Genomic DNA, 25,994 nt, shown 5'->3' with positions numbered 1-25,994 from the left:
CATAAATTTCAATTATTGCTAGTTATATTTTTACTTTGGAAAAAGGAATTATCGCCCTTGTTTTTTATCATGCTCCATGTGGTCGCTCAGGTAGAGTTGACAGATAAGAAACCTCCCACCCATGACCAGCATGGTTGATGTATTGCCTGCAGCTCGTCCAAGCACTTTGTGCAAGAAACTTTGCCGCCTCTATGTCCTTGCAGGATTACTGCAAGAAGTTGTATGGTGCTAGTGTATTGTTATTGGTGATAAGTTTAAAGTGTCCTCGGTCAAGATTTCGAAAAAATGACTTATCAGAAATGCTATATAGTTCGCCTGCAGATAGCATTGAAAATGCAAAGTTGTGGTTGATGCCATTGTTTTAACTGGTGGTTGTTGTGCGCAATTTAATTAAGCGCGTCCGCTTTTTTTTCAACGAGACCTGCACCCATGACTAGCATTTCCGGTAGATTAATTCTGTCTTCAGCAGACGCTGAGCCCAAATGAGTATCACCCTTCCAAAGATCTCCTGCGACCACTCTCAAATCTAGATTCTTTTGAGAGTCTCTTAATTCTTCATGTCCAACAAAGTGCCAGCGTTGTTTCTGAATAGGTACCTTTGATGTGTAAAGTAATAGATCAATGCTCTCGGGTAGCTGTTCCGGCATTTTTTTTTCAGAAAGCAAGCCTTTAAATATTCCCAGCAGAATAGTATCTTTATATCGATCTGAAACATATAGGATTTTAGCGGCTTTAAAGCCATCTTTGACAGGTATCAGTACTACATCACCAACTGTTGTTTTTTTATTCTTCATTGCCCGAGTCTCCTTAGGGTTTCATTAAACAATTCATCGCTGCCCGCCGCTTTGTAGAGTGGGGCGTTCGGGTTTTCAGGACGGTAAGAGCGTATCTCGTTAAGTAGCGGCGTGCGAGCATTCTGGCTTTTAGCACCACCATATAAATCTATGATCAGTTGCTCCAACCCTTTTGCCTGAGCCTTACTTAGATTGTTGTCCCAAAGTATTTGACTTACCAGATCGTCCTTTCCTTCTGTGTCGGCGTGTTTGGCGACCCTTGCAGGAGCATCGCCGCGGCCGACATATTTTACATTTCCGGCCTCGTCTTTCAAAACGTACAAACCTTGCCCGTTCACCTTGTCATAATGGGCTCCTGTACCGCCCACACCGGAAGGCATAGGAACCGTTGGTTCAATGTGATTAACGTGAGCATCTCTAGCCGGATTCTCTGCGGCTACTGGTAGAGAGCAGGTCTCAGCACTTGGGCATTTCCCTGTTAACCCCAACGGATCCACCCACCCCGTAGGGTTAGGCACGTACTGGTAGTTGTTCAACCCACCCGCAAGCTTGATCGGGTCCGGTGTCAGGAACCGTCCAGTGCCCGGATTGTAATAGCGATGGCGGTTGTAGTGTAGGCCTGTCTCGGCATCGAAGTACTGACCCTGGAAGCGCAAAGGGTTGTCGATTTCTGCGATGTCGAGGGTCGCGAGGTTGCCGTAAGCCCGGTATTTGGCCGACCACATGATCTCGCCGCTGTAATCGGTGAGTTCCTGTGGGGTGCCGAGGTGGTCAAGCTGGTAGTAGAACGGCTGGGCCTTCAGTGGACCTTCGCCGTCGAGCATTGCCAAGGGGCGGAAGGTGCCCGGCTCGTAGATGTAAGTGCGATATCGGTTGGTTGCGCTTTCGGCGATGAGCCGTTCGCCTTGCCACAGGAATTCGGTGGTGTGGCCATCGACGGTCTTTTCGATGCGGCGACCAAAGGCGTCGTATTTGTAGGACGCGGTGCTGCCGCCCGGCAGGCTGACGCCGATCAGGCGGTGCTGGCAGTCGTAGCGGTATTCGGTGACGAGTTTCTGGCCGGTGCCGCGTCGCTCGCGGATCTGGTTGCCGTAGGCGTCGTAGTCGTAGTGTCGGTCGCCCTGCATGAGCAGGCGGTTGCCTTTGACGTTGGCCAGGTTGGCGGCCGGTTGGTCGCCTTGGCCGAGGAGGTTGCCTGCGGGGTCGTGGGCGAAGCTTTCCGGGGTACTGCCGCGCACGCTGATCAGGCGATCCAGCGGGTCGTAGTGGAAACTGCGGTTGCCTTTTCGACTGTCGTTGACGCCTGCCAGGTTGCCGCTTGCGTCGTACGCGTAGTGGCGGTGGAACAGGTGGCGGTCCTGCTGGCTGACGCTGTGGGCCTGAAGGCGACCCTGATCATCGTACTGATACTGACTGAGCAGCAGACCTTGCTGGCGCTGTTGCTCGCGACCGGCGCTGAACTGGTGCGTGGTCAGGCGCGAGCCGTTGAGGTCAATGCTGCCGAGCTGGCCGCCGCGCTGGTGGTGGTAATCGAGTTTGCTGCCGTCAGGCAGGCGGCAATGGCTCAATTGTCCAAGCGCGTCGTACTCGTAGCGAGTGGTGCCCCAACCCTGATGCTCGGTGATCAGGCGGTCTTGCAGATCATATTCGTAAGCAAGGGGCCAGTGACCGTCGTCGACGCTGACCAGACGGCCGAGGGCGTCGTAGCGGTAATGGATCACGCTGCCGTCGGCCAAGGTTTTGACCAGCAGACGGCCAGCACTGTCACGCTGGTACTCGGTGACGAGTTCGCTGCCGTCGTCGCCGAACTCGGTTTTTTTCAGCAACTGGCCGTTGAGGTCGTATTCATAGGCGGTACTGCGGCCGTCGAAGCCGGTTTCCCGCTGGATCAGGCCATTGCTGTAGTAATCGAGGTGATAGTGCTCGCCGCGCTCGTTTTCGATCTCGGTGAGCAGCAGGCGGGCATTGTCGTAGCGATAACGCAGCTGGCTGCCATCCGGGTTGATGCGGCGGCTGACCAGATGCAATTTGTCGGCGTATTCGTAGCGGGTGATGCGGCCCAGTTCGTCGCGCTCGGCAGTGACTTTGCCATAGGCGTTGTAGGTGAACGCGCGGGTGGCGCCACCGGGCAGGGTGATTTGTGCCAGACGATTGGCTGCGTCCCACTGGTAGTGGGTGATGGCGCCGGTTTCTTCCTGACGAGTGATTTGCCGACCCAGCGCGTCGTAACGGTATTTGCGCTGGCCGCCATCAGGCAGACGCTCTTCAAGCAGCTGACCAAGGCCGTTCCAGCCCAGTGTGTGGCGACTGCCGTCGGGGTGACGGATTTCCAGCAGGCGGCCGTGCAGGTCGTAGCTGTAATGAGTTTCGTTGCCGTCCGGATCGATCTGAAGGGTGATGTCGCCTTGACGATTGCGGTCGTATTTCCATCGCGCTTCGCCGCGTTCAACGCTGATCAGTTGGCCGTCGAAATAGCCGTAATAGGTTGGAAGTCCTTCAGAAGGGATGAGAGCGATCAGGCGTCCGGCATCGTTGTAGCGGTATTCAGTGACTGCGTCGAGTGCATCTTTTTCTGCAATCAGACGACCTTGTTCGTCGTAGATTTTCTGTATTTTTGCGCCATCAGGATCGGTCTGGCTGACCAGCCGGGCATTGGTGTCATGCACGTAGACCTGTTCGCTGCCGTCAGCATTGATGACTGTGGCTGTGCCGTTGTCATCCCAGACGTAGCGTATGTCCATCTGCGAGTAGTTGGCCCATTGACGCACGCAGCGTGAGGCCTTGCCTTCGCGCTCCCATTCCCAATGGAAGCTGGCACCACCGGCCAACTGCCGTTCGAGAATGACGTGCTGATCATTGTAACGATAGTGCTCGCTTTCACCGGCTGTGTTTGTGGCGCGGACCAGTTGATGTTGCTCGTTGTAGTGGTAGGTGACGAGGGTCTGTACTGTCAGCCATGGATCCTGCCGCTTGCCTTGCTCGTCATATTCCGGACGTTGTTGCTGGTACTCGACCGAGGCGATGTGCCGGTCGTTGTAACGCAACAGCAGTGAGCGTCCTGCTCCGTTGTCGATACGCTGGATGCGATCAACGAGGTCGTATTCGATATGTAGCTGGTTATCGTAGGCATCGCTGATGGTTGTCAGCCGACCGGCGCGGAAATGATAGAAGCGCGGCTTTTGTCCCGCTTGGGTCAGAATCAGTTCGCCTGGAGCATCACCTACAAAAATCGCTGCACTGGCCAGGCTGTTGGTAATGGCCGGACGCCGTTCGGTCGGCATCGGGAAGCGGGTCTGACGATTCTCGTTGTCAGTCCAGAGCACGCCCTCATCGTCCAGTTGCAGGCGGTGAGAGAGCGAATGGCTCCATCCGTAGCCCAGACGGCTATCAATTTCGACCGCGCTCGTCCGGTAAAGGCGTGTCCATTCGAGATTCAAGAGTCCGCCGAGCTCACCGTCGGTGAGGGTCAGAAGCTCTTCCCCTGTGACCATTGAAACAGGGTCGCCGTTGGTGCAGGTTTTCTTCGCGGGTTCTGCAGGTTCATCAGCCGGGTTCTTCGACTGTGCAGGCGCGTCGTCGACGTGCTCTTTCTGTTCGACCTTTGTCGCGTTCTTCTTCTTGCCCCGTGCCTGAACCTGCGCGTCCGGTTCCACCGTGCCGGAAATGGGCGGCTTTTTCTTCGGCGCTGTAGCCGTGACAGCCGGTTTTGGTGGCGCGATGGCGACATCCGTCTTGCGCGCAGGGTTCAGCTTTGCCTCCGCATTCAGCAGCAGGGGCTTGGCGGTTTCGGCGTGAGCCTGTGCGTTTTTCCGGCTGAGCTTCATCAGCATGGAGGTGAAGTCTTCAATCATCGCCATGACTTTGCCGCTGTTTTGCGTCGCCTTGAGTGCCTTGGTGGCAACCCTTACAGTCAGGCCGATACCACCGGTCAGCACGACGCCAATCAGGATGTTCATCAGCACTTCGGTGGTCAGCTCGGCGAGCACTTCGGTGCAGGTCTGCGGCGGCAGCATCTTGACCCACGCTACAATCGCAGCCACATAGATCCACATTAGTGGCTCGTCGCTGGCAATCAACAATGCCGTGTGGATGGCTTCTTTGGACGCGTTGTAGATGCGTTTGATTTCTTCCTCGGTGAAGAACTTTTTCAGCTTTTCGTAGTTTTCCCGGGGATGGGCGACCAGGTTGTAGAGACTTTTGATATCCCCCCACAAACCCATGATGGCTTTGAGAAAACCTTTCCAGGCCGAATCCAGTTGCTGCATGGCACGGCCGGCCATGGAGGCGTTGCTATGGGCCTGCCAGAGCGGCAGAAAATCAGTACTCCACTGGGTGGTCAGCCAGCCGCTCAGTTCGCCGATAACGCCCTGATATGAGTTGAACAGGCTGTCGATCTGGGCACGTGTCGGGTTGGGGTAAAAAGTGATCTTGTATTGCTGATTAGGCTTGAGGCCGGTGACTTCTTTGATGCCGCTGGGCCCAATGGTCACGTTTACAGGATCGCCAGCTTCATTTTTGCCCATGATTAAACCGTCGACCACAGGCACAAGTCGCACGGGCGTGTTACCGATCGGTACGAAACGCGCGGACTCGAAGCTGTGCACCAGCTTAAGTTTGCCGTTGGCCGGACATGTCGCATACAGGTCAGCGCTGCTCTTGCTGTCCTTGTCTTGGGTGCCGACTTCATCGCCTACCTGAAACTGCTGTTCCGCATCCAGAATACCGCCATACCAGGCCTCGGCATGTTCACGGTAGTCCGCGAGGCACTTCTTGAAATCCTTGATGATGACCTGAGCATCGGGTTGTTCGGCTGTCAGGTTGCCGACGATAGAACCCATGGAAATGTTCATACGGTCACCTCATTCTCCAAGTGGGCTTTCAAGAGCCCGGTATAGTTTTCTTCCGTGAGCGAGGTACGCTTTACGAAACGCGCCACTTTCTGCCGCAGATTGGATTCGGGAAACGAGAAGTACAGTTCGGCTTCATTTTCTTGCAGCCACTGCATCATGTTGTCGATTACGGTGTTGGGGTCGTCGCCCGCAAGCTTTTTAATCAGTGCGTCCGGCACGCTCCACCAAGGGAACGGCATCGGATCACCGACGACCCCCTGACCGGTTGTCAAAGCTCGTCCGTTGATCAGATAACGATCAAAAACCGGAACCACCTCAGACGCTTCTGCGCCGAGTTCGCTCAAAATCGGATAAATATGCCGCCCATCCCAAAACCGGAAAAACACCTCGGCCCCGTCAGGCATCCTCACTTGGGTCAGGCTGCGGAGATGCTCGAACACCACCTGCGGTGGATGCGTCGAAACGGCCAGCCAGCCCCAGTCTTCGGCATCGGTTTCAGCTATCCAAGTCAGGAAGCTTGATCGAGGCTTGAGTTCGCTCAGGTAGGGCATTACCGGTTGCCAGGTGTCATATGGCGTGCCGCCCCAGAGCGGGATGAATCCGGCGTCGGGCTCGGTCATGTGCAGGGTTTTAAGCGCTTCGGCGTCACTGGCGGCGCTGACGACCACGTACAGGTGTTCGTCCTTGCGCAATGGTTGTTGCGTCAGCCAGTCTCGTGGCGTGAGGCGGTCAGATTGCACAGGCACCGTCCTTGCACTTCTCGCACTCTTCACAGAACGGTGCATTGCGTTTGAGGGTGTTGATCTGGGCCGGGGTCAGTACCGCACCGGCTTTGTCGGCATCGGCCTGCTGTAGCGGACCTGGCATCAGCGGGGCTGCCGGGGTGCCGCTGCCGGGGCTTCCGCCAGTGTTGACGTTGATCACCGGGCCGCTCAGGGTGACGCCGCTGGCGTCGATTTTGATGAAGCTGCCGCCTGCTTTGAGGGTCAGTTCGCTACCGGCCTCAAGCACCACCTTCATGCCACTGCTCAGGTGGATTTCCTGGCCCGCTTCGATGAACTGGCCGGTGCCGATCTTGACGTGCTGGTTGACGGCTACGGTCAGGTGATCGTCGGCACGGGCTTCGACCTTGCGGTCGGCATAGACGGTGTGGTGTTCCTCGGCCTTGAATTCGCTGTAACTATTTTGCTCGACCGTGTCGTGGCGCTCGTTGCCGACGCGGATCTTCTGGTCGTGCTCGACGTTTTCATCCCAGTCGCGCTGGGCGTGCAGGTAAATCTGCTCCTGACCCTTCTTGTCTTCGATGCGCAGTTCGTTGTAACCGCCGCCGCCCGGTGAACTGAGGGTCTTGAACGTGCTGCGGGTCTTGTTTGTCGGCAGGTCGTACGGAACGACATTTTCCTTGTGGTACAGGCAGCCAGTGATCAGCGGCTGATCGGGGTCGCCTTCAAGGAAGGTCACCAGCACTTCCATGCCGATACGCGGAATGGCAATGCCGCCGTACATCGCGCCAGCCCAGGCGGATGAGACCCTCAGCCAGCAACTGGTCTTGTCGTCGGCCTGGCCTTCCCGGTCCCAGTGAAACTGCACTTTGACGCGGCCGTACTGATCGCAGTGGATCTCTTCGCCCTGAGGACCGGTAACCACTGCGCTCTGACTACCGAGTATGCGCGGCTTGGGGTGTTTCAAAGGCGGTCGGTTGGGTACGTCCCACGGAGTGGCCTGGAAACGGTTGCGGTAGCCCTGATGGAAGTCATCCTTCAGGTCGGTGGTGTCGCTGGTGACTGACTCTTCCAGTACTTGCGGCTGTTTACCTTCGTGCAGAATTTCAGTGAGCAGCCACAGGTCGTTCCATTTGGCCTTGGGGTGTTGGGTCAGGGCCAGAAAGTGGCCACTGACCAGCAACGGCTGATCGCTCTTGCCTTCGACCAACTGGTAGTCGTTGCGATGACGTTCCAGCGCTCGCTTGGCGAGGTGCTTGCCCCGGTCACGGTCTACAAAACGGCCGGGGTAGTCGTAATCCTCGAGGTCAGGCAGTGCGTCGCCACGGTTTTCGCTTTCCAGCGTCATGCGCGGCTTTTCGAAATCGTAGTCGCGACGTGTCGTGCGGCTGGTGCGGGTCTCCAGGCGCAGGTCGAAACGCTTGATCACTGGGTCGCTGGCGACCATGCCGGAGTCCTGCTGATAAGCCACGGGCGCGAGTTTCGGGAACACCGTCTGGTCATCGCCGAACACCAGCGTGTGGCCGGTGGTGCTGTGCTGGAAGTGGTAATGGATACCTTCTTCCTCGCACAGGCGCTGGACGAAGTGCAGGTCCGATTCATCGTACTGAACGCAGTAAACGCGCTCCGGGTACGTTGCCCCGACCTTGAACTGGTAGGCGTTGCTCTGAATGCCGTGTTCTTCGAGGACCTGGCCGATGATTTTCGGCACGCTCAGGTTCTGGAAGATGCGCTGGTTGATGCGGTGCGCCAGGTACGCCAACTGCGGGCGCAGGGTCACGGCGTAGCGGGTCAGTCGCTTGCCCGAATCGCCCTGGGCGGCGCGGTAGATCTGGCCATGAATGCCGCTGCCGTCAGGCGAGAGCTGCAGAAAGGCCGGTTTGTGCAGCAACGTTTCGAGGTCCAGGGACGGTTGCTCACTGACCAGCTCTACCTCGAAGGCGAATGGCTGGCTGATGGCTTCCCGGCCGGTGAGGGCGAACACTTGAAGGTCGTTCGAAAGCCCTTCTACGGTCAGGCTGAAGTGAGTCTGATTGGCCGGCGCGAACATCCCTTGTTCCTCGTGCAGTGCTGCTGCGCGCGTCGAGGCTCAAATAAAGCGGCCCGGCACACGCGAAATTCTGGAGGCGCGTAAACAACATCGACCAGCAGAGCTGGCCGATGCTTGAAGCGGTCGGCGCGACTTAGCCGGCGACCGGGGAACGCCAGTCATCGGAACCCGAAGTACCGGATACTTCGTGGGTCCAGGTGATTTTGCGGTAGGTGAACTCTACATCTTCCAGGTGAGTGAAGTGCGCGTTCGCCGGGTCCTGGCAGTTGTGCATGTAGTCCTTGATGTCGACGATGATCGCGTCTTCAAGTTTGGTGGTGAAGTAGTGTTCCTGGGTGCCGGCAGCCGAAGTGCGGTACCACTGAATGGTGATTTCGGTCAGGCGCTCGCCCGAAGTCAGTGCTGCCAGCAGCAGTGGCGAGGACTTGTCGAACACCTTGGTGATCTTGACTGGCTTGTGAACGCGCTGACCGGTTGGCTGACCGGACTGTGGGTCACGCGGGATAATGACTTCGTGGCTGAAGCCCTGAACCATGACCTGGTCTTCGTGACCTTCCTGGTAGGTGTTGCCGACCGAATCAGCGGTGAAGGCACCGGCAGTGATCAGGCCTTGTTTGGTGCCGGTGATGGACATGTACGCTGGCGTAGCCATGGAGGTGCTCCTTGCTGAATAAGTGAAGGTGCCCGGAGGCGAAATCGCCCGGAGGGTGCCTTGTACATATCAAGCTTCATGCCAGCTTGCAGGCAGTGTCCGTAAATCAGGCGGTTACCTCACGTAGCATAGGAAAAGTAAGCTTATTTTGTAGGAAATATCGCCGAATGTGCGCAAGAAGTTGCACACTACTGCGCAACTTCTTGCGCACTAGCCTGTAGGCTTCGTTATATAAGGGCTGTAGCGATGTATCCACAGGTTATGCACAGATACGGTGCGCCATTTTTTGCGCATGATGGCTATATGATATTCTTCCGTGTGGTAGTTGTGTAATCCAGCCATAAGAATGTTTATAAAATTTATTGCATCTTTTTGGGTGTCGTTTGAAACCTAGTTCTCATGACGAATGTCATACGATCTTATTGTTTTTTTTATGAAATCTTCGCATTTATTTTTCCCAACTTTTCCACTCCATTACCAAGCCGTCCTATAGCAGAATTTTCTGCTGAAAAGGCTCTGTGACGTGGGTTTCAGGCGGTTTACGACGCTGCAGTTCGGACGGCTCGGCAATGCGTTTTCGTTATAAAAAGAAATTTCCTACGGAAAATGAAAACGCGTCTTCTTGATATTTAATCGAATGCTTGCTAGTGGCCATCTCCGTGAGTAAGATTCCGACCTCTGAAAGCGTAAGACTCTCGACCGGCCAGCCGTGTGGTCGAGGCTTTTTGGCGCTTTATGCCATCGCACCCTCTAATGGCCCAACGGATGTCGTCGTAATCAAAGGTCAAGGATGTCCTACTCAAGCAAACTTTCTGCCCACTACCTTGAACTTGCCAAAGTTCCTGTTTCCGCTGAAAACTTCGCGGGAGAGGATGTGCGCTTTTCGGTCGAGTTCGAGGCACTGGAAAGCGAGCTGGGTAAAGCGCAGTCCATGCACGAAGCCGGTCAGATCGACTGGCTTAAAATTCGAGAAAACAGTGAGAGCCTGCTTCGCACCCAGTCCAAGGACTTGCGCGTAGGCGCATGGCTTGCGTGGGCGCTCTACCAGCGAGAGTCCTTTCAAGGACTGTTGGCCGGACTCGGTGTTCTGCACCACCTTTGCGAACATCACTGGGCTGATATTCATCCCAGAAAAGCCCGCACGCGCGCCGCTGCCGTCGGATGGCTGGTGCCGCGTCTCGAGCAGGTGCTTAACGAAAACGTCGCGATCAAAGAACAGTTGCCAATGTTCCGGCGTCTGGTTGAACACCTTGAAGGCCTCGATAAAGCGTGCACCGAGCATCTGGGTGACGACGCTCCATTATTACTGCCGATTTCCCGCCGTCTGAAAAGCATGGTCCAGCGCGCGGCAGACAACCAGCCGGAGCCAGGCGTGGTTGGTGCAGCGGTGGCGCAGGTCAAGCAGGCGGCCACGCAGCTGTTCACGCCCGGCGCGCCTATCGATAACGAAAAGGAAGCGCACAAGGCCTTGCGTGCACAGCAGGAAAACGCACGTCCTCTGTGTGCCTGGTGGCTTAAACAGAAAGCCAGCGATCTGCGAGCCTTGCGCCTCAACCGCACACTGTTATGGCTGCCGATCGATGCAATCCCCGAGCGAAACGCCGAGCAGATCACAGCTCTGCGCGGGTTGCCTGCGGACAAGCTCAAGGCCTATCAGGATCGCTACGATCAGGCCAAATATGCCGACCTTCTGGTCGAGCTGGAAGCGAGTCTGGCGAAGGCGCCATTCTGGTTCGATGGCCAGCGAATGGCGTGGGAATGCCTGCAAGGGCTGAACGCCGAGATGGCCATGCGCGAGGTGGAAATTCATTTTGCGCTCCTGCTTCAGCGCCTGCCCGGCATCATCGAACTGCGCTATCACGACGGCACACCCTTTGCCGATCCGGCTACCCGGGCATGGGTAACCGCAAGCGTCATGCCGCACCTGCAAACCAACAGCGCACCGCGCAAGGTCGAAATTGCCGATACCCAGCCAGCCTGGGAAGTAGCCCTCGAAGCGGCGCTGCCCATTCTGCGCAAGGACGGCCTGAAAGCCGCCGTGCAGCTTCTCAAGCAGGGGCTGCAAAAGGCGCAGGGCGGACGCGCTCGATTTTTCTGGCAGTTCGCCCTGGCCCGGCTGTGCTTCGTGGCCAAGAAATACGAACTGGCCAAGGCGCAACTCGAGACGTTGGATCAGACGTTACAGGAATCGGGCCTTCATGCATGGGAGCCCGATCTTGCACTGGAAGTACTGCATCTGCTGCATAGCTGCTGTGAGCTGTTACCGCAGAACCATGTAGTGCGCGAACGCAAGGAAGAGATTTATCGCAGGCTGTGCCACCTAGACCTCGAAGTGGTACTCGAATAGGCCCCAGGGCCACAACCGAAAGGAGAAAAGCCATGGCCAAAGAAGGCTCTGTAGCCCCAAAGGAACGCATCAACGTCACTTTCAAACCCGCTACCGGCGGTAACCAGGAAGAGATCGAGCTGCCGCTGAAGTTGTTGGCAATCGGTGATTACACCCATCGCAGGGACGAGCGCAAAGTTGAAGATCGCAAGCCGATCAGCATCGACAAGATGACCTTCGACGAAGTGTTGGCCAAGCAGGAGCTGGAGCTGACCCTGAACGTACCGAACCGTCTTCAGGATGAAGAAGGCGTAACGGAAGAGCTGCCCGTGAAGCTGCGTGTCAACTCGATGAAAGACTTCAACCCGGCCAGCCTGGTTGAACAGGTGCCGGAGCTGAAAAAGCTGATGGAACTGCGCGATGCGTTGGTGGCGCTCAAAGGCCCGCTGGGTAATGCGCCTGCGTTCCGCAAAGCCATCGAAAGCGTCCTCGCCGACGACGAATCCCGCGGTCGCGTATTGGGCGAACTGGGCCTGAAGCAGCCAGCCCCGGACGCCTGAGTCCCTATCAGCCAAGGAAGTCAAACCCATGCCAAGCAACAGTACAGCAAAGCAAAAAAACGTTGAGACAGGCGAACAAAGCATTCTCGACAGCATCATCGCCCAGACCAGCCTGACGCGTGACGACGAAGCCTACGACATCGCCAAGCGTGGTGTATCGGCCTTCATCGAAGAACTGCTCAAGCCGCAGAACGGCAACGAGCCGGTCAAGAAGGCAATGGTCGACCGCATGATTGCCGAGATCGATGCCAAACTCAGCCGTCAGATGGATGAGATCCTGCACCACCCTGACTTCCAGTCTCTGGAATCGTCGTGGCGTGGTCTGCAGTTGCTGGTCGATCGCACCAACTTCCGTGAAAACATCAAAATCGAAATCCTCAACGTCTCCAAGGATGACTTGCTGGAAGACTTTGAAGACTCGCCGGAAGTGATGCAGTCGGGCCTGTACAAGCATATCTACACCGCTGAATACGGCCAGTTCGGTGGTCAGCCGGTTGGCGCGATCATCGCCAACTACTTCATGTCCCCAAGCTCGCCGGACGTGAAACTGATGCAGTACGTCTCCAGCGTAGCCTGCATGTCTCACGCACCGTTCATTGCTGCTGCCGGCCCGAAATTCTTCGGCCTGGAAAGCTTCACCGGCCTGCCGGACCTGAAAGATCTGAAAGATCACTTCGAAGGCCCGCAGTTCGCCAAATGGCAGAGCTTCCGCCAGTCGGAAGACTCCCGTTACGTCGGTCTGACCGTTCCGCGTTTCCTGCTGCGCAACCCGTACGATCCGGAAGAAAACCCGGTCAAATCGTTCGTGTACAAGGAAACCGTTGCCAACAGCCACGAGCATTATCTGTGGGGTAACACGGCTTACGCGTTCGGCACCAAGCTGACCGACAGCTTCGCCAAGTTCCGCTGGTGCCCGAACATCATCGGCCCGCAGAGTGGTGGTGCGGTTGAAGACCTGCCGTTGCACCATTTCGAAAGCATGGGCGAAATCGAGACCAAGATCCCTACCGAGGTTCTGGTCAGCGACCGTCGTGAATACGAACTGGCTGAGGAAGGCTTCATCTCGCTGACCATGCGTAAGGGCAGCGACAACGCGGCGTTCTTCTCCGCCAGCTCCGTGCAGAAGCCGAAGTTCTTCGGCAACAGCGCTGAAGGCAAGGCTGCAGAGCTGAACTACAAGCTGGGCACCCAGCTGCCGTACATGATGATCGTCAACCGCCTGGCTCATTACTTGAAAGTGCTGCAGCGCGAGCAACTCGGCTCGTGGAAAGAGCGTACCGATCTCGAGCTGGAACTGAACAAGTGGATCCGTCAGTACGTCGCCGACCAGGAAAACCCGAGCGCCGAAGTGCGTGGTCGTCGCCCGTTGCGCGCCGCCCAGATCACCGTCAGCGACGTCGAAGGCGAGCCTGGCTGGTACCGCGTCAGCCTGAACGTGCGTCCGCACTTCAAGTACATGGGTGCTGATTTCACCCTGTCGCTGGTTGGCAAGCTGGACAAAGAGTAAACGGAGCTCACTCATGACTGGATACGGCAGCCTTTTCGAACGCCTGAATGGCGATGCGGAAAAACGCGTCAGCTGGAGCCGAGAGGTTTCCGCCACGGCGTCCGTGGCTGCCCATCTGGCCAAGATGCTCAGCACCCGTGCGGGCAGCGTGCAAACGCTGTCCGACTACGGGCTACCCGATCTCAATGACATGCGTCTGAGCCTGCACGACTCTCTGAGTCAGGCCCGTTTGGCCATCGAAAGCTTCATCGAAGCCTACGAGCCGCGCCTGAGCAATGTGCGTGTCATTTCCCTGCCGCGTGATCACGATCAGCTTCGCCTGTCCTTCAGCATCGAAGGGCTGTTGGAAGTTGAGGGTTTCAAGCGTCAGGTCAGTTTCGCCGCTCGCCTGGATGGTAGCGGTCAAGTGAAGGTCAACTAAGGAGATTCCTATGTCCGGAAAACCCGCAGCACGCGTCACCGACCCGACGGCTTGCCCGCTCCCCGGCCACGGTACCAATCCAATCGTCGCTGGTTCCGGCGACGTGTTTTTCGACGGCCTACCGGCCGCCCGCCAAGGCGATGCCTCGGCATGTGGTGGTGCGATGTCGGGCGGTTTGGCGACAACCGTTCTGATCAACGGAAAACCGGCCGCCACGGTTGACTCCGTTGGGACCCATGGCAACAAGGTAACAGCCGGCTCCGGGACGGTGATTATTGGTAATTCGCATACGCCTGCGGCGTTTGTGACGCCGTTGCCGGTGGAAATTCAGTGGCCGTTTAACCAGCATTTTGTTGTGACTGATCCGGAAACAGGTCAACCGGTTGTGGATCGCGCTTACACAATCCGCACTGACTCAGGAAAAGAAATAACCGGTGTTACGGATGGTGCAGGTAAAACCTCGATTATTGGCTCCTCGATTGCTGAAGGGGCCACGTTGTTGTTGGAGCCCCAAAGCTCCATCGCCATTTATTGAGGCTTGTATTATGCACGCACCGATTGCCGCACCCTTGACGCCGGCTCAAAATAAAGAAGGCCAGAACGTTCAGGCCAAGACGTTTCCGCTTTCCTCAATCCCTAAGGTTATGGCCAGGTTGGGCTGGACGGTTTCCGCTCGTGTCATGAACAAGTGGTTCGCCGGTGCTCCTTATGAACTTCCAAAGGCAGTTAAACAAGGCGATATTTCAGCGAGTACCTTGAGTGCGGAAAAGCTAATCACCGATATACCGTTCGAGTGGCTGTTTACCGCGTCGGATCGCGTGAAGCCAAAAGTTGATGAGTATATTTCTGAGTTTTCCTCTACGTCAGAGTTTAACGGAAGTGCCGGTAGAGTAAAAGGCTCGCTTGATGAGCTGTCGAGGGGGCTGGTTGTATTAATGAGTCGGCTGCAGCGACTTGGGCTGTTAGACGCAAAGTCGAAAAAGCTTAAAGGCGCATATCTGGATTACAGTGATAAGACCGCCCTTGAGTTAGAAGATATCTCTCAGTTTAACCTTATCCGATTTGGGGCGTCGGACTGGGAGAAAGCAACTGATGCGTTAGACGACGTATACGGCGCACTGGGAACATTTGTTATTAAAGTCGCGGCCACTAAATTTCGGACTGTCGAGAATGATAATGGATTTCCCGCAATCGAGGTTGAACAGATAGGTCTTTATGTTCGAGATACCTACGACTTTCTAAACGTCGGGGATGACCAGTTGCTGGGCTACTGGTCGCCTGAGGGGGTCATTCGACCTGGCCCGATTGATTATTTCACTGAACCTGCAGTAATTGAAAAAACAGGTGTTGAATATTATAAAGTTACCAATGGTCATTTTAATAGCTATAGGAAACTACATAATAAGGGCGGTGATTTGATGGTCTATACGACTGTTAAGTTGTATGACGTATCTTTCGTTATTCATCTTGGTCCAATCGATTTCGATGAGTATTTATCGCGCTCTGGATCTAAGTAGTCATGAGAAAAATATCGTTGACGTTGGCCTTTGTTGTTTGTTTGCTCTGCGCCTTAGGCTTAACTTGGCTATATGTTAAACAAGGGGCTGCTTCTGCAGCCGTAGTGTATTCAACAACCTGGAATGACCCGAAAACTTGTTATATTAACTCATATATTCCCCAGTATTCGGGGTTTGGTGTTGTTGGGAAGTTTGTGAAATTGTTCGCCAGCGAAGCTTTTTTTAGGGTGTATACCAATAAAGGAGATCTGCTGAGGTCGTCTGAGTGGCTGCTTTGGCAGAATGAATTTACGACTGACGAGCGCTCGCGGTGGGTTAACGGCCATGCGATTTATCCGACTTCCAGCGGGTATGAAGGTTGGAATATTTCAGAGTGCGCTGTGTTAAATGACAATAAAGAGTAAGCAGGCGCGGAACATGGCAGTAATTTATCAAGCGAGCGTTGAGATTACGGCTAAAGAATTGAAGGATCAGTCATTATGAGAGTGATGGATTTGAAAGGAGATTTAGTCGTAGTTGCTGACAGTGATGTGTTCGACCGCCCACTAGGGCGATGCCTCGGCGTTGCGTTGCGGCGCCTTTGGGTTGGTGAAGACATTATGGTTTCTAAGAAGCTAAAAATCTTCTTGAGTTTGTTAATTGCCATCGTTGGTGTGTTCGTAGGTTCTATAAATAGTCTCAAGCACCGTCAAGCCAGCAGCTTTGTAGTAAGTAATACGGATGAATATCTTGTTGAAAGTGTGTCAGCTCGGGGATTGCTTGTGCCATTTGAGAATTTTTCGTATCTGCGCATCACGGATAAGAGGGATTCAAATGCAGCGTTCCGTTCCCCACTGTATTTGAGCAATTCGCTCGACATGAGCAGCCATGAGGATGAAATGATTGCTGGTATCGTGTGGCTTGATTTTTATAAGCGTGATCAGCATTCCGTTCTCAGGTTTCTCAAGTGGGAACCGCATTGGTTGAATTTTTTTGTGAGCAACACTCCATATGAAGTGATCGGGGAGTAGTAGCGCAGTGAATCGCTTGGGTGGAATTGCCTTCAGTCCTTATTTTTTCTCCGGATTCTCTCTGGTGGAAGAGGGCTCTGTGGTCCTGAATCTGCGGACGAAATTAAGAATTTTTGCGATGATTAGCAATTTTATTTTATGCGCTGAGTCCCAGAGTAAAAGGCTTGCAAGGCATTTTTATGCCGTCGGCAACTCCTGTTTGGCGAGGACCTATGGATTGGTATGTAACGTGGAAAATATGATCGCCAGAATAGCGCGAAGCTTGCTCATACACGCTCTTTCCTGCGTCCTTTATGTCGTTGTTAATTATTATGGGATTTCGCTCTATAAAGCGATCTTTGGCGGTCTGACCTCTAGAGGCGCTTCCATTGGGATTGCCATGTACATGGTTTTTTTTCTATTTGTTTTTTCGAATGCAGTGATTGCCGTAATTCCAAGGCAGCTTTTCAAGTGGTGCGTTGTTGCTTTCATGGTTGTGTTGATATTGGCTTATCTGTTGCCGCTCTATCCTGTTCGAGCGTTAGCTTATAGCGCTTTGACGGGTGGGCTTACTGCTCTGGCAATAGTGGTGGCTGACCAGTTCGAAAGGTTCTGGCTCACTCGGAACCTCAAATGAATTTCTTTTCCATGGTCGTGCTCTCAGCAGCTTCAGCGCACATCAAACGAATCTATACCCAGGCAGCCAGACATGTCCTTTAACCACTACTACCAAAGCGAACTCACTGCACTGCGCCAGCTTGGTCGTCGCTTCGCCGAGCGTAGTCCTGCGTTGGCGCCGTTTCTGGGGCAGGCCGGGCGGGATCCGGATGTGGAGCGGTTACTCGAGGGCTTTGCGTTTCTGACGGGTCGGCTGCGTCAGAAGCTGGATGACGAGCTGCCGGAGCTCAGCCATTCGTTGATGCATTTGCTGTGGCCCAATTACATGCGGCCGTTGCCTGCGTTCAGCATTTTGCAGTTCGATCCGTTGAAGCGTTCGGGGCCTGCGTTGATGGTCGAACGCGATACGCCGGTCGAGAGCCTGCCGATCAATGATGTGCGCTGCCGTTTCCGCACGTGCTACCCGACCGAGGTTCAGGCTCTGGACCTGACGGCGCTGAATTACTCGGTCAAGGGCGGCGGTTCGCTGCTGAGCCTGCGTCTGGAGATGAGCGCTGAGGGCCATCTGGGTGAGCTGGAGCTGAGCCGCTTGCGTCTGCATTTCGCGGGCGAGCGTTATATCAGCCAAATGTTGTACCTGAGCTTGTTGCGCAACCTTGATGGCATCGAGTTGATTCCTCTGGACGGTGCCGGCAAACCCATCAATGGCGTCAATGGCACGCCGATGGCGTTCAAGATGCCAGGCGACCGTGTCCAACCGGTAGGGTTTGCCGAAGAAGAAGCCTTGATCCCGTATCCGCTGAACACCTTTCGCGGCTACCGCTATTTGCAGGAATACTTCGCGTTTCAGGACAAGTTTCTGTTCGTCGATATCAATGGCCTGAATCTGCTTAACGCGTTACCTGAAGAGACACTCAAGCAAGTCCGCGGCGTTGAGTTGCGTTTCGATATTCGCAAGAGCGGGATCCAGCGCCTGCGGCCCACTCTGGACAACGTGAAGCTGCATTGCACACCGATCGTCAATCTGTTCAAGCATGACGCGTTGCCAATCCGCCTCGATGGCAAGCAGGACGAGTACCTGCTGTTGCCCGCCGAGTACGATCTGGAAACCTGCGGTGTGTTCTCGGTTGAAACCGTGACTGGCTGGAAGCCAGGCGGTCTCGGCTATCAGGACTATGTGCCATTCGAATCCTTCGAGCACGATCCCAGTTTCGACGTGCCCAACAGCCGTCCGCACTACAGCATTCGCCAGCGTTCCTCGTTGTTGCACGACGGTCTCGACACTTATCTGAGCTTCGGTATTCGCCACATCGAAGCACATGAAACCCTGTCGATCGAATTGATGTGCACCAATCAGAACCTGCCGCGCAAACTCAAACTGGGCGATATCAACCAGGCCTGCGAAGACACGCCGGAGTTTTTGAGTTTCCGCAACATCACGCCAGCCACCTCCAGCTTCGCGCCACCGCTGAACCGTGACTTCCTCTGGAAGCTGATCAGCAACATGTCGCTCAACTACCTGTCGCTGGCCGACGTCAATGCGCTGAAGGTGATTCTCGAAACCTACGATTTGCCGCGCTATTACGACCAGCATGCGGAGAAGGTCAGCAAGCGCCTGCTGGGCGGTTTGAAATCGATCAAGCACAAACACGTGGACAGATTGCACCGAGGGTTGCCGGTACGCGGACTGCGCACCGAACTGACCATCGACCCTGAAGGCTATATCGGCGAAGGCGACATGTTTGTGTTCGCTTCGGTTCTCAACGAGTTTTTTGCGCTTTACGCCAGTCTCAATTCGTACCACGAGCTGCGGGTAAAAAGCACACAGGGAGAGGTGTACCAATGGACACCACGTATGGGCCTCCAGCCCCTGCTTTAAGCGGGCTGACCCTGGGTATACGAGAGTACTCGCTGTTTCAGGCCGTGCTGCTGGTTGTCGACCGGCTGCGCGATGCACACCCGCACCTGAGCGAAGACGACCTGTACGACCAGTTGGAGTTTCAGGCCAACCCGAGCCTTGGCTTCCCGTCGAGTGACGTCAGTCGCGTGGAGTTTTTCCACGAGCACGGGCATTTGCGCGCGCGTATGCAGTTCAACCTGATCGGTCTGGTCGGTTCGGGTTCGCCACTGCCGGCGTTCTACGGCGAGCAGGCGCTGGGCGACAGCGAAGACGGCAACCCGACGCGTAACTTCCTCGACCTGTTCCACCATCGCCTGCAACGGTTGATGTTGCCGATCTGGAAAAAGTATCGCTACCGCGCCAGTTTTGAAAGCGGCGCGCTCGATCCGTTTTCGGCACAACTGTTTGCCTTGATCGGCCTGGGCGGCGAAGAGATTCGGCGCGCTCAGGAGCTGAACTGGAAACGCCTGTTGCCCTATCTGGGCCTGCTCAGCCTGCGTGCGCACTCGGCTGCGCTGATCGAAGCGGTGCTGCGTTATTACTTCAAGCACGCCGAACTGACCATCGAGCAATGCATCGAGCGCCGCGTGGAAATTCTCGACGAACAGCGCAATCGCCTGGGGCGTGCCAACAGCATGCTCGGTGAGGATCTGGTGCTGGGTGATCACGTGCGCGACCGCAGCGGCAAGTTTCGCATTCATATCCGCGAGCTGGACTGGCAACGCTTTCACGAATTCCTGCCGATCGGTTTCGGCTATCAACCGCTGTGCGCGCTGGTGCGGTTCACGTTGCGTGACCCGCTCGACTACGACATTCGACTGGTTCTGCGCCAGGAAGAAATCCGCGAGTTGCGTATTGGTGAACAGAACGCCTGTCGCCTGGGATGGACCAGTTGGCTCGGCCGCGAGAAAGCGGACGGCGTGGTGACCTTGGGCAGCAAAATTCATTAAGGATCAATGACTGATGAGCAATGTAGACCTGCAACAACTGATTCAAGCGCTGGACGCCGAAACCCGCCGTGATCTGGAAAGTTCTGCGGAGCGCTGCGTCGCCCGTGGCGGCAGCAAGATTCTGGTTGAAGATCTGTTGCTAGAGCTGCTTGAGCGTCCGCAAGGTCTGCTCGCGCGTGCCCTGCAAGATGCGGAAGTGGACGCTGGCGAGTTGAGCGCCTCGCTGCAATCGCGGGTCGAGCACAGCGCCTCGCGTAACCCGGTGTTTGCTCCGGAACTGGTGCAGTGGCTGCAGGACGCCCTGCTGGTCGCTAATCTTGAACTGGGCCAGACCCAGGTCGAGCAGGCCGCGCTGATTCTTGCACTGCTGCGTAACCCGATGCGCTACGCCGGCAGCCGCTACCAGCCCTTGCTGGCCAAGCTGAATATTGATCGACTGAAAGAGTTTGCCCTGTCTCAACAGGAGCAGCCTGCCAGTGGTAAACCGGCTGCCCAAGGCGAGTCGCTGTTGGAGCGTTTCACTCACAACCTGACACAGCAGGCCCGCGACGGCAAACTTGATCCAGTGCTGTGCCGCGACGGCGCGATTCGGCAGATGGTCGACATTCTGGCTCGTCGCCGCAAGAACAATCCCATTGTCGTGGGTGAGGCTGGTGTCGGCAAAACCGCCATTGTCGAAGGCCTCGCATCGCGCATCGCCGCGGGTGAAGTACCGCAGGCACTCAAGGGCGTCGAACTGTTGTCTCTGGATATGGGGCTTCTGCAGGCTGGCGCCAGCGTCAAAGGAGAATTCGAGCGTCGTCTTAAAGGTGTGATCGACGAGGTCAAAGCGTCGCCGAAGCCGATCATTCTGTTCATCGACGAAGCCCATACGCTGATCGGCGCTGGCGGTAACGCGGGTGGCTCGGATGCAGCCAACCTGCTCAAGCCGGCTCTGGCGCGTGGCGAACTGCGTACCATCGCTGCCACGACCTGGGCGGAGTACAAAAAGTACTTCGAGAAAGACCCGGCACTGGCCCGCCGTTTCCAGCCTGTTCAGCTGCATGAACCGACCGTCAGCGAAGCCGTTACGATCCTGCGCGGCTTGGCGCAGGTTTATGAGAAGAGCCATGGCATCTACCTGCGCGATGACGCCGTAGTCGCCGCCGCCGAGCTGTCTGCCCGCTATCTCGCTGGCCGCCAACTGCCTGACAAGGCCGTTGATGTCCTCGATACAGCGTGTGCCCGCGTGCGCATCAGTCTTGCCGCTGCTCCGGAAAGCCTTGAGCGCCTGCGTGGCGAACTGGCTGAAGGCGGTCGCCAGCGCCAGGCACTGCGTCGTGACGCCGAAGCCGGTCTGCTGATCGATCACGAGGCGCTGGAAGCGCTGGAAACGCGTCTGGAAGCTGCCGAGCAAGAGCGGGCTGCACTGGAAGCATTGTGGCTTGAACAGAAGACACTCGCCGAGCGCCTGCTGGAACTGCGTCAGCAACTGGCCAAGGCGCGTGAATCGGCCGCTGTCGAGCCGACCGTTGAAATAGAAGAGGACGACGAAGGCACAGTCATCGAAGCTGTGGCGCTGGACGAAACGCAAAGTGTCGAAGCGCTGACCGCTGCTCTGAACGAAACGCACGTGGCCCTGACCGCACTGCAGGTCAAGGAGCGGCTGGTGAGCTTCGAGGTTTGCCCGCGCCTTGTGGCTGAAGTGATCAGTGCCTGGACCGGTGTACCGCTGGCGCAACTGGCTCGTGAGCACAACGCCAAGGTGGCCAGCTTCGCCAAGGATCTGCGTATTCGTATCCGTGGTCAGGAGCAGGCTGTTCATGCCCTCGATCGTTCGATGCGCGCTACCGCTGCAGGTCTGAACAAGCCCGATGCGCCGGTCGGTGTATTTCTGCTGGTCGGCCCGAGTGGCGTCGGCAAGACCGAAACCGCGTTGGCGCTGGCTGATCTGCTATACGGCGGTGATCGCTTCATCACCACCATCAACATGTCCGAGTTTCAGGAGAAGCACACCGTTTCTCGCCTGATCGGTGCACCACCGGGCTACGTGGGCTATGGCGAGGGCGGCATGCTCACCGAAGCGGTACGTCAGAAACCGTATTCGGTCGTGCTGCTTGATGAGGTCGAGAAAGCTGACCCTGACGTGCTCAATCTGTTTTACCAAATCTTCGACAAGGGCGTGGCCAACGACGGAGAAGGTCGCGAGATCGACTTCCGCAACACGCTGATTCTGATGACCTCGAACCTGGGCAGCGACCAGATCAGCGCGTTGTGCGAAGACGGTGCGCGGCCAACTGCCGAAGTGCTTGAGGAAACCATTCGGCCGGTCCTCAGCAAGCACTTCAAACCTGCACTGCTGGCGCGCATGCGCGTGGTGCCGTACTACCCGGTCAGCGGGCCGGTGCTGCGCGAGCTGATCGAAATCAAACTCGGTCGTCTGGGCGAGCGTCTGAACCGTCGTCAGCTGGAGTTCACGTACTGCCAGAACCTTGTTGATCACTTGGCCGAGCGTTGCACGCAAAGCGACAGCGGTGCGCGTCTGATCGACCATCTGCTGGATCTGCATGTCCTGCCGCTGGTTGCTGACCGTCTGCTCGACGCCATGGCTACCGGAGAAAGTCTGAAGCGTGTTCATGCGACGCTGGACAGTTCCGGCAGCGTGACTTGCGAGTTTGCCTGAGGTGGGTGTGATGTTCACTCAGATGCCGCAGCCGCTGGCGTACGCCGAAGCCTTGCTGGCGCAGTTCGCCAGCCTGGCGAGGGCGGCCAATGGCGCCGAATTGCTGGGTGATTTTGTGCGCGGTCTTGCTGAACTCAGCGGCTGCGAACTGGCACAGCTTTATCTGCTGGATGCCACGCACACCTGTCTGAAAATGAGAGCCGAGTGCCTGGACGGAATCCTGCAACCACGGGAAGCCGCAGGCCTGCCGGTAGATTATAACGGCGAGCAGTTGTTGCAGTTCGCCCTTTGCCAGAACCGCGTGGTGTGCCTGGGCGAGCTGAGCGGCAGCCTGCACGAAACCAGTTTCCTGCCGACGCAAAGCACGCCGTGGCAGTCGTTGCTGTGTGTGCCGGTCATCAATCATCAGCAGGCCGTCGAAGGTGTGTTGTTGTGTGCGAGCCACCGGCATGTCGATCTGCAGGGGTTTGCTGATTCCCTAGGTCAGTTTGGCTCGTTCGCTCTGGGTCAACTCAACCTGCTGCAGCGCTTGCATCAGCGTGTGGATAAGGTGCGACCGGCGGTGGTCAGTACGCCAAGCATCAGCGGATACGGTCTGATCGGAAAAAGCGCAAGCATGCGTCAAACCTACTCCATGATCAGCAAGGTGCTGCACAGCCCTTACACCGTATTGCTGCGCGGCGAGACAGGCACCGGCAAGGAAGTTGTTGCGCGGGCGATCCATGACTTCGGTCCGCGTCGCTCCCAGGCCTTCATTGTTCAGAACTGTGCCGCGTTTCCAGAGAACCTGCTTGAGAGCGAACTGTTCGGTTACTGCAAAGGCGCGTTCACGGGAGCTGATCGTGATCGTACCGGGCTGTTCGAGGCGGCCAATGGCGGCACGTTGTTGCTCGACGAAATCGGCGATATGCCGTTATCGCTGCAGGCCAAGCTGCTGCGCGTGCTGCAAGAAGGCGAGATTCGGCCGCTGGGCTCCAACGACACGCGCAAGATCGACGTGCGCATCCTGGCCGCGACGCACCGGGACCTGGCCGTGATGGTCAGCGAAGGCAAGTTCCGCGAGGATCTGTATTACCGACTCGCGCAGTTTCCCATTGAGCTGCCGGCCCTGCGACATCGCGAGGGTGACATTCTGGACCTGGCCCGGCACTTCGCCGACAAGACGTGTGCGTTTCTGCAGCGCGGCCCGTTGCGCTGGTCGGATGCGGCCCTTGATCACCTGTCCGGTTATGCGTTTCCCGGCAACGTGCGCGAACTCAAAGGCCTGGTCGAACGTGCAGTCCTGTTGTGTGAGGGCAATGAGTTGCTGGCCGAGCATTTCTCTCTGCGCCCGGACGCTGTGCCCGAGGAAAGCAGCCTCAATCTGCGCGAGCGGCTGGAACAGGTCGAGCGTAGCCTGCTGCTCGACTGCCTGCGCAAGAACGATGGCAACCAGACCCTTTCCGCGCGTGAACTCGGCCTGCCGAGGCGCACGCTGCTTTACCGCCTTGGGCGCCTGAATATCAATCTGGGTGACTTCAATGGGTAGGCAAAAGCACTTGTTTTCACCTTATTCGCTTCTGACAGTGCTCCCCGAAAGGGGCGGCGCTTTTTGCTCACTTCTGGAGACCCTCTGATGTCTGTTCGTCACTGGCAAGCCGTCCTGCTCACTGTTGTCGTTCTATGCGGCCTCGGGGGCTGCAGCGGCAATTACAAATTCAACGACAACACCTATCGCCCATTGGGTGATCCGCAGGCGGTCAACCGCGGCAAGTGACCGCAAGGAGCATCATTATGGAACTGGTTTTCGAAATGCTGAACACCAAGCAGTTCGTGCCCACTGACTTGTGCCAAAAGACCTTCAAACAGGCTGGCGGCGTGATTGGCCGAGGTGACGATTGCGATTGGATCATCCCCGACCGTAAGCGGCACTTGTCCAATCATCACGCGTTGATCAGCTATCGCGACGGCTCGTTTTTTCTGACCGATACCAGCAGCAACGGTATCCAGGACAGCACCAACGGCACGCGCCTGCGCAAGGGCGAAGCGGTACGCATCGAGCATGGCAGTGAATACATTCTGGGCGATTTCGAAATCCGTGCCCGACTGGTGCGCGACCCGGCGGCCTTCGACGTGGAAGTCGGTCGTCCGCAGGCGGCTGGTAGCATTATCCCGGACGACGCATTCCTTGATCTTGATCCGCTCAATGCGCTCGATCAGCAGGAGCGCGTTTACTCGGAAATCGAAGAGCTGATTTCACCCAGCAACGTAATCGATGATGGCCGTCAGCGCGCTGACTATGCCCGTATCGACATGGAAAGCCTGCTGGTGCCGGAACTGGTCGAGGTTCCAAAAGAACCCGCACCTGCGCCGGCCCCACCACCGGTCGAGCGTCAGGCTGACGGTTTCTGGGAAAAATTCGGGGCTGCGCTGGGCGTTGACCTCAAAGGGCTCGACCACGATGCGAAAGAGGCTCTGGCTCTGAACGCAGCGCGCTTGCTCAAGCAAAGCGTCGGTGGTTTACAGCAGAGCCTGCGCACGCGCAGCGAGCTCAAGAACGAGTTGCGCCTGGCGCAGACCACAGTGCAAGGCACACAGAAAAATCCGTTGAAGTTTGCCGTCGACGCTGGTGAAGCACTGGACATTCTGCTGCATGGCAACAAGCCCGGACAGTTGCCGGCCGATCAGGCGATATCGCGCGCCTTCCGTGATCTGCAGGCCCATCAGGTCGCCTTGCTCACAGCCAGCCGCGCGGCTGTTCGCGGCACGCTTGAACACTTCTCTCCACAACAGCTCACGTTGCGTTTCGAGCGCGACAACAAGCCGCTGATTGCTACCTCCGGCAGCCGCTGGAGAGCCTATGGCCGCTATCACCAGGCGTTGCGCCAGGATACTGACTGGAGCGAGCGCCTTCTGGCCCGCGATTTCGCTCAGGCCTACGAAGAGCAGATTCGTTTGATTTCCACACTCCACACTGACCACCAAGGATGATACGCATGTCTCGCCGCTCGACTGCTTTCTTCAACATGCTGGCTGCGCTGACCGCCCTGGTGGTGCTGGCTGGCTGCTCTACGTTGTCGCCGTATTCACACGTCACCAAACTCAACCTGAAGCTGACCGCCAGCGATCAGGTGAACCCGGATCTGAATGGTCGCCCATCGCCTGTCGTGGTGCGCCTGTTCGAACTCAAGCATCCGGTGGCGTTTGAAAACGCGGATTTCTTCAGCCTGTATGAACGTGCGAAAGAATCGCTGGCGCCAGACATGGTTGCCTCGGAGGAACTGGAACTGCGTCCGGGTGAAACCGTCGAGCTCAAGCTCAGCCTGCAGGAAGGCAGCCGTTACGTCGGCGTTCTTGCAGCCTATCGGGACCTGCCGGACAGCAGATGGCGCTACACGCTGCAAGTGACGCCGGTAGAGATCACTGACGCCGATTTGACGCTCGACCAGAACGGCATTCGCAACACTAATGAACCGCTCGCCAAGGCAGATGACTGA

General features: G+C 56.6%; 21 protein-coding genes. 16 read left to right on the top strand and 5 right to left on the bottom strand.

The window, feature by feature from the left end; all coding sequences use genetic code 11:
* Positions 1–386: 386 nt before the first annotated feature.
* From JTJ32_RS25610 to JTJ32_RS25590, 5 genes are all read right to left on the bottom strand, one after another.
* Entirely contained in the window at positions 387–794 is a 408-nt protein-coding gene (locus JTJ32_RS25610; protein WP_210043709.1) for a hypothetical protein, read from the bottom strand.
* The gene (locus JTJ32_RS25605; RefSeq protein ID WP_236059475.1) at positions 791–5,644 is read right to left on the bottom strand and encodes an RHS repeat-associated core domain-containing protein; all 4,854 of its coding nucleotides are present in this window, start codon (positions 5,642–5,644) and stop codon (positions 791–793) included. Before JTJ32_RS25605 ends, JTJ32_RS25610 begins: the two co-directional genes overlap by 4 nt.
* Positions 5,641–6,384 (bottom strand): DUF4123 domain-containing protein, encoded by a 744-nt coding sequence (locus JTJ32_RS25600; protein ID WP_210043708.1) that lies wholly within the window; start codon positions 6,382–6,384, stop codon positions 5,641–5,643. The genes JTJ32_RS25605 and JTJ32_RS25600 overlap by 4 nt, the downstream gene beginning before the upstream one ends.
* Positions 6,374–8,416 (bottom strand): type VI secretion system Vgr family protein, encoded by a 2,043-nt coding sequence (gene tssI / locus JTJ32_RS25595; protein ID WP_210043706.1) that lies wholly within the window; start codon positions 8,414–8,416, stop codon positions 6,374–6,376. The genes JTJ32_RS25600 and tssI overlap by 11 nt, the downstream gene beginning before the upstream one ends.
* A 133-nt stretch (positions 8,417–8,549) precedes the next feature.
* A complete protein-coding gene (locus JTJ32_RS25590) occupies positions 8,550–9,068 on the bottom strand; it encodes an Hcp family type VI secretion system effector (RefSeq protein ID WP_004882969.1) in 519 nt (172 codons plus the stop codon).
* A 790-nt stretch (positions 9,069–9,858) separates the two neighbouring features.
* On the opposite strand from JTJ32_RS25590, the gene tssA reads away from it, so the two are divergent.
* The 16 genes from tssA to tssJ all read left to right on the top strand — a co-directional run bounded on the left by tssA (position 9,859) and on the right by tssJ (position 25,994).
* Positions 9,859–11,415: a type VI secretion system protein TssA gene (tssA, locus tag JTJ32_RS25585; RefSeq protein WP_210043704.1), complete on the top strand. Its 1,557-nt coding sequence runs from the start codon at positions 9,859–9,861 to the stop codon at positions 11,413–11,415.
* A 32-nt stretch (positions 11,416–11,447) separates the two neighbouring features.
* Positions 11,448–11,954: a type VI secretion system contractile sheath small subunit gene (gene tssB, locus JTJ32_RS25580; protein WP_004882971.1), complete on the top strand. Its 507-nt coding sequence runs from the start codon at positions 11,448–11,450 to the stop codon at positions 11,952–11,954.
* 28 nt (positions 11,955–11,982) lie between these two features.
* Positions 11,983–13,461, top strand: coding sequence for a type VI secretion system contractile sheath large subunit (gene tssC, locus JTJ32_RS25575; protein ID WP_004882972.1), 1,479 nt, complete (start codon positions 11,983–11,985; stop codon positions 13,459–13,461).
* A gap of 13 nt (positions 13,462–13,474) precedes the next feature.
* Positions 13,475–13,882 carry a type VI secretion system baseplate subunit TssE gene (gene tssE, locus JTJ32_RS25570; protein WP_003413694.1) on the top strand — a complete coding sequence of 136 codons (408 nt, stop codon included), beginning with the start codon at positions 13,475–13,477 and terminating at the stop codon, positions 13,880–13,882.
* A 10-nt stretch (positions 13,883–13,892) separates the two neighbouring features.
* Entirely contained in the window at positions 13,893–14,417 is a 525-nt protein-coding gene (locus JTJ32_RS25565) for a PAAR domain-containing protein (protein ID WP_210043702.1), read from the top strand.
* 10 nt (positions 14,418–14,427) lie between these two features.
* Positions 14,428–15,399, top strand: coding sequence for a DUF6402 family protein (locus JTJ32_RS25560; RefSeq protein ID WP_210043701.1), 972 nt, complete (start codon positions 14,428–14,430; stop codon positions 15,397–15,399).
* Positions 15,400–15,401: 2 nt separating this feature from the next.
* Complete coding sequence (locus JTJ32_RS25555) at positions 15,402–15,803, top strand: hypothetical protein (RefSeq protein WP_210043700.1); 402 nt, start codon at positions 15,402–15,404, stop codon at positions 15,801–15,803.
* 75 nt (positions 15,804–15,878) lie between these two features.
* Positions 15,879–16,409: a hypothetical protein gene (locus JTJ32_RS25550; RefSeq protein WP_236059471.1), complete on the top strand. Its 531-nt coding sequence runs from the start codon at positions 15,879–15,881 to the stop codon at positions 16,407–16,409.
* A gap of 7 nt (positions 16,410–16,416) precedes the next feature.
* Complete coding sequence (locus tag JTJ32_RS26500) at positions 16,417–17,025, top strand: hypothetical protein (protein ID WP_236059469.1); 609 nt, start codon at positions 16,417–16,419, stop codon at positions 17,023–17,025.
* A gap of 72 nt (positions 17,026–17,097) precedes the next feature.
* Positions 17,098–18,885, top strand: a complete 1,788-nt coding sequence (tssF, locus tag JTJ32_RS25540) for a type VI secretion system baseplate subunit TssF (RefSeq protein ID WP_210043699.1) — start codon at positions 17,098–17,100, stop codon at positions 18,883–18,885.
* Positions 18,849–19,856, top strand: coding sequence for a type VI secretion system baseplate subunit TssG (gene tssG / locus JTJ32_RS25535; RefSeq protein ID WP_004882977.1), 1,008 nt, complete (start codon positions 18,849–18,851; stop codon positions 19,854–19,856). Before tssF ends, tssG begins: the two co-directional genes overlap by 37 nt.
* Positions 19,857–19,869: 13 nt before the next feature.
* Positions 19,870–22,518 (top strand): type VI secretion system ATPase TssH, encoded by a 2,649-nt coding sequence (gene tssH / locus JTJ32_RS25530; protein ID WP_210043698.1) that lies wholly within the window; start codon positions 19,870–19,872, stop codon positions 22,516–22,518.
* A 10-nt stretch (positions 22,519–22,528) separates the two neighbouring features.
* Entirely contained in the window at positions 22,529–24,046 is a 1,518-nt protein-coding gene (locus tag JTJ32_RS25525; protein ID WP_210043697.1) for a sigma-54 interaction domain-containing protein, read from the top strand.
* Between the two features lie 87 nt (positions 24,047–24,133).
* Positions 24,134–24,274, top strand: a complete 141-nt coding sequence (locus JTJ32_RS25520) for a hypothetical protein (protein WP_004882980.1) — start codon at positions 24,134–24,136, stop codon at positions 24,272–24,274.
* 17 nt (positions 24,275–24,291) lie between these two features.
* Positions 24,292–25,488, top strand: coding sequence for a type VI secretion system-associated FHA domain protein TagH (gene tagH, locus JTJ32_RS25515; protein ID WP_210043696.1), 1,197 nt, complete (start codon positions 24,292–24,294; stop codon positions 25,486–25,488).
* Between the two features lie 5 nt (positions 25,489–25,493).
* Positions 25,494–25,994, top strand: a complete 501-nt coding sequence (gene tssJ / locus JTJ32_RS25510) for a type VI secretion system lipoprotein TssJ (RefSeq protein WP_004882982.1) — start codon at positions 25,494–25,496, stop codon at positions 25,992–25,994.

This window comes from Pseudomonas alliivorans (genome assembly GCF_017826695.1).
Lineage (GTDB): Bacteria > Pseudomonadota > Gammaproteobacteria > Pseudomonadales > Pseudomonadaceae > Aquipseudomonas > Aquipseudomonas alliivorans.
Note: the sequence above shows the minus strand (reverse complement) of the source record. Positions and strands in the feature narration are given on the sequence as shown.

Bases quoted from the DNA above. Each gene is read 5' to 3' on its own strand.
- JTJ32_RS25555 (WP_210043700.1), top strand. From the start codon at position 15,402: ATGAGAAAAATATCGTTGACGTTGGCCTTTGTTGTTTGTTTGCTCTGC.
- JTJ32_RS25605 (WP_236059475.1), bottom strand. From the start codon at position 5,644: ATGAACATTTCCATGGGTTCTATCGTCGGCAACCTGACAGCCGAACAA.
- tssJ (WP_004882982.1), top strand. From the start codon at position 25,494: ATGTCTCGCCGCTCGACTGCTTTCTTCAACATGCTGGCTGCGCTGACC.
- tssC (WP_004882972.1), top strand. From the start codon at position 11,983: ATGCCAAGCAACAGTACAGCAAAGCAAAAAAACGTTGAGACAGGCGAA.
- tssF (WP_210043699.1), top strand. From the start codon at position 17,098: ATGTCCTTTAACCACTACTACCAAAGCGAACTCACTGCACTGCGCCAG.
- JTJ32_RS25565 (WP_210043702.1), top strand. From the start codon at position 13,893: ATGTCCGGAAAACCCGCAGCACGCGTCACCGACCCGACGGCTTGCCCG.
- tssI (WP_210043706.1), bottom strand. From the start codon at position 8,416: ATGTTCGCGCCGGCCAATCAGACTCACTTCAGCCTGACCGTAGAAGGG.
- JTJ32_RS25610 (WP_210043709.1), bottom strand. From the start codon at position 794: ATGAAGAATAAAAAAACAACAGTTGGTGATGTAGTACTGATACCTGTC.
- JTJ32_RS25520 (WP_004882980.1), top strand. From the start codon at position 24,134: ATGTCTGTTCGTCACTGGCAAGCCGTCCTGCTCACTGTTGTCGTTCTA.
- tssB (WP_004882971.1), top strand. From the start codon at position 11,448: ATGGCCAAAGAAGGCTCTGTAGCCCCAAAGGAACGCATCAACGTCACT.
- tssG (WP_004882977.1), top strand. From the start codon at position 18,849: ATGGACACCACGTATGGGCCTCCAGCCCCTGCTTTAAGCGGGCTGACC.
- JTJ32_RS25550 (WP_236059471.1), top strand. From the start codon at position 15,879: ATGAGAGTGATGGATTTGAAAGGAGATTTAGTCGTAGTTGCTGACAGT.
- JTJ32_RS25590 (WP_004882969.1), bottom strand. From the start codon at position 9,068: ATGGCTACGCCAGCGTACATGTCCATCACCGGCACCAAACAAGGCCTG.
- JTJ32_RS25560 (WP_210043701.1), top strand. From the start codon at position 14,428: ATGCACGCACCGATTGCCGCACCCTTGACGCCGGCTCAAAATAAAGAA.
- tssE (WP_003413694.1), top strand. From the start codon at position 13,475: ATGACTGGATACGGCAGCCTTTTCGAACGCCTGAATGGCGATGCGGAA.
- tagH (WP_210043696.1), top strand. From the start codon at position 24,292: ATGGAACTGGTTTTCGAAATGCTGAACACCAAGCAGTTCGTGCCCACT.
- tssA (WP_210043704.1), top strand. From the start codon at position 9,859: ATGTCCTACTCAAGCAAACTTTCTGCCCACTACCTTGAACTTGCCAAA.
- JTJ32_RS25525 (WP_210043697.1), top strand. From the start codon at position 22,529: ATGTTCACTCAGATGCCGCAGCCGCTGGCGTACGCCGAAGCCTTGCTG.
- tssH (WP_210043698.1), top strand. From the start codon at position 19,870: ATGAGCAATGTAGACCTGCAACAACTGATTCAAGCGCTGGACGCCGAA.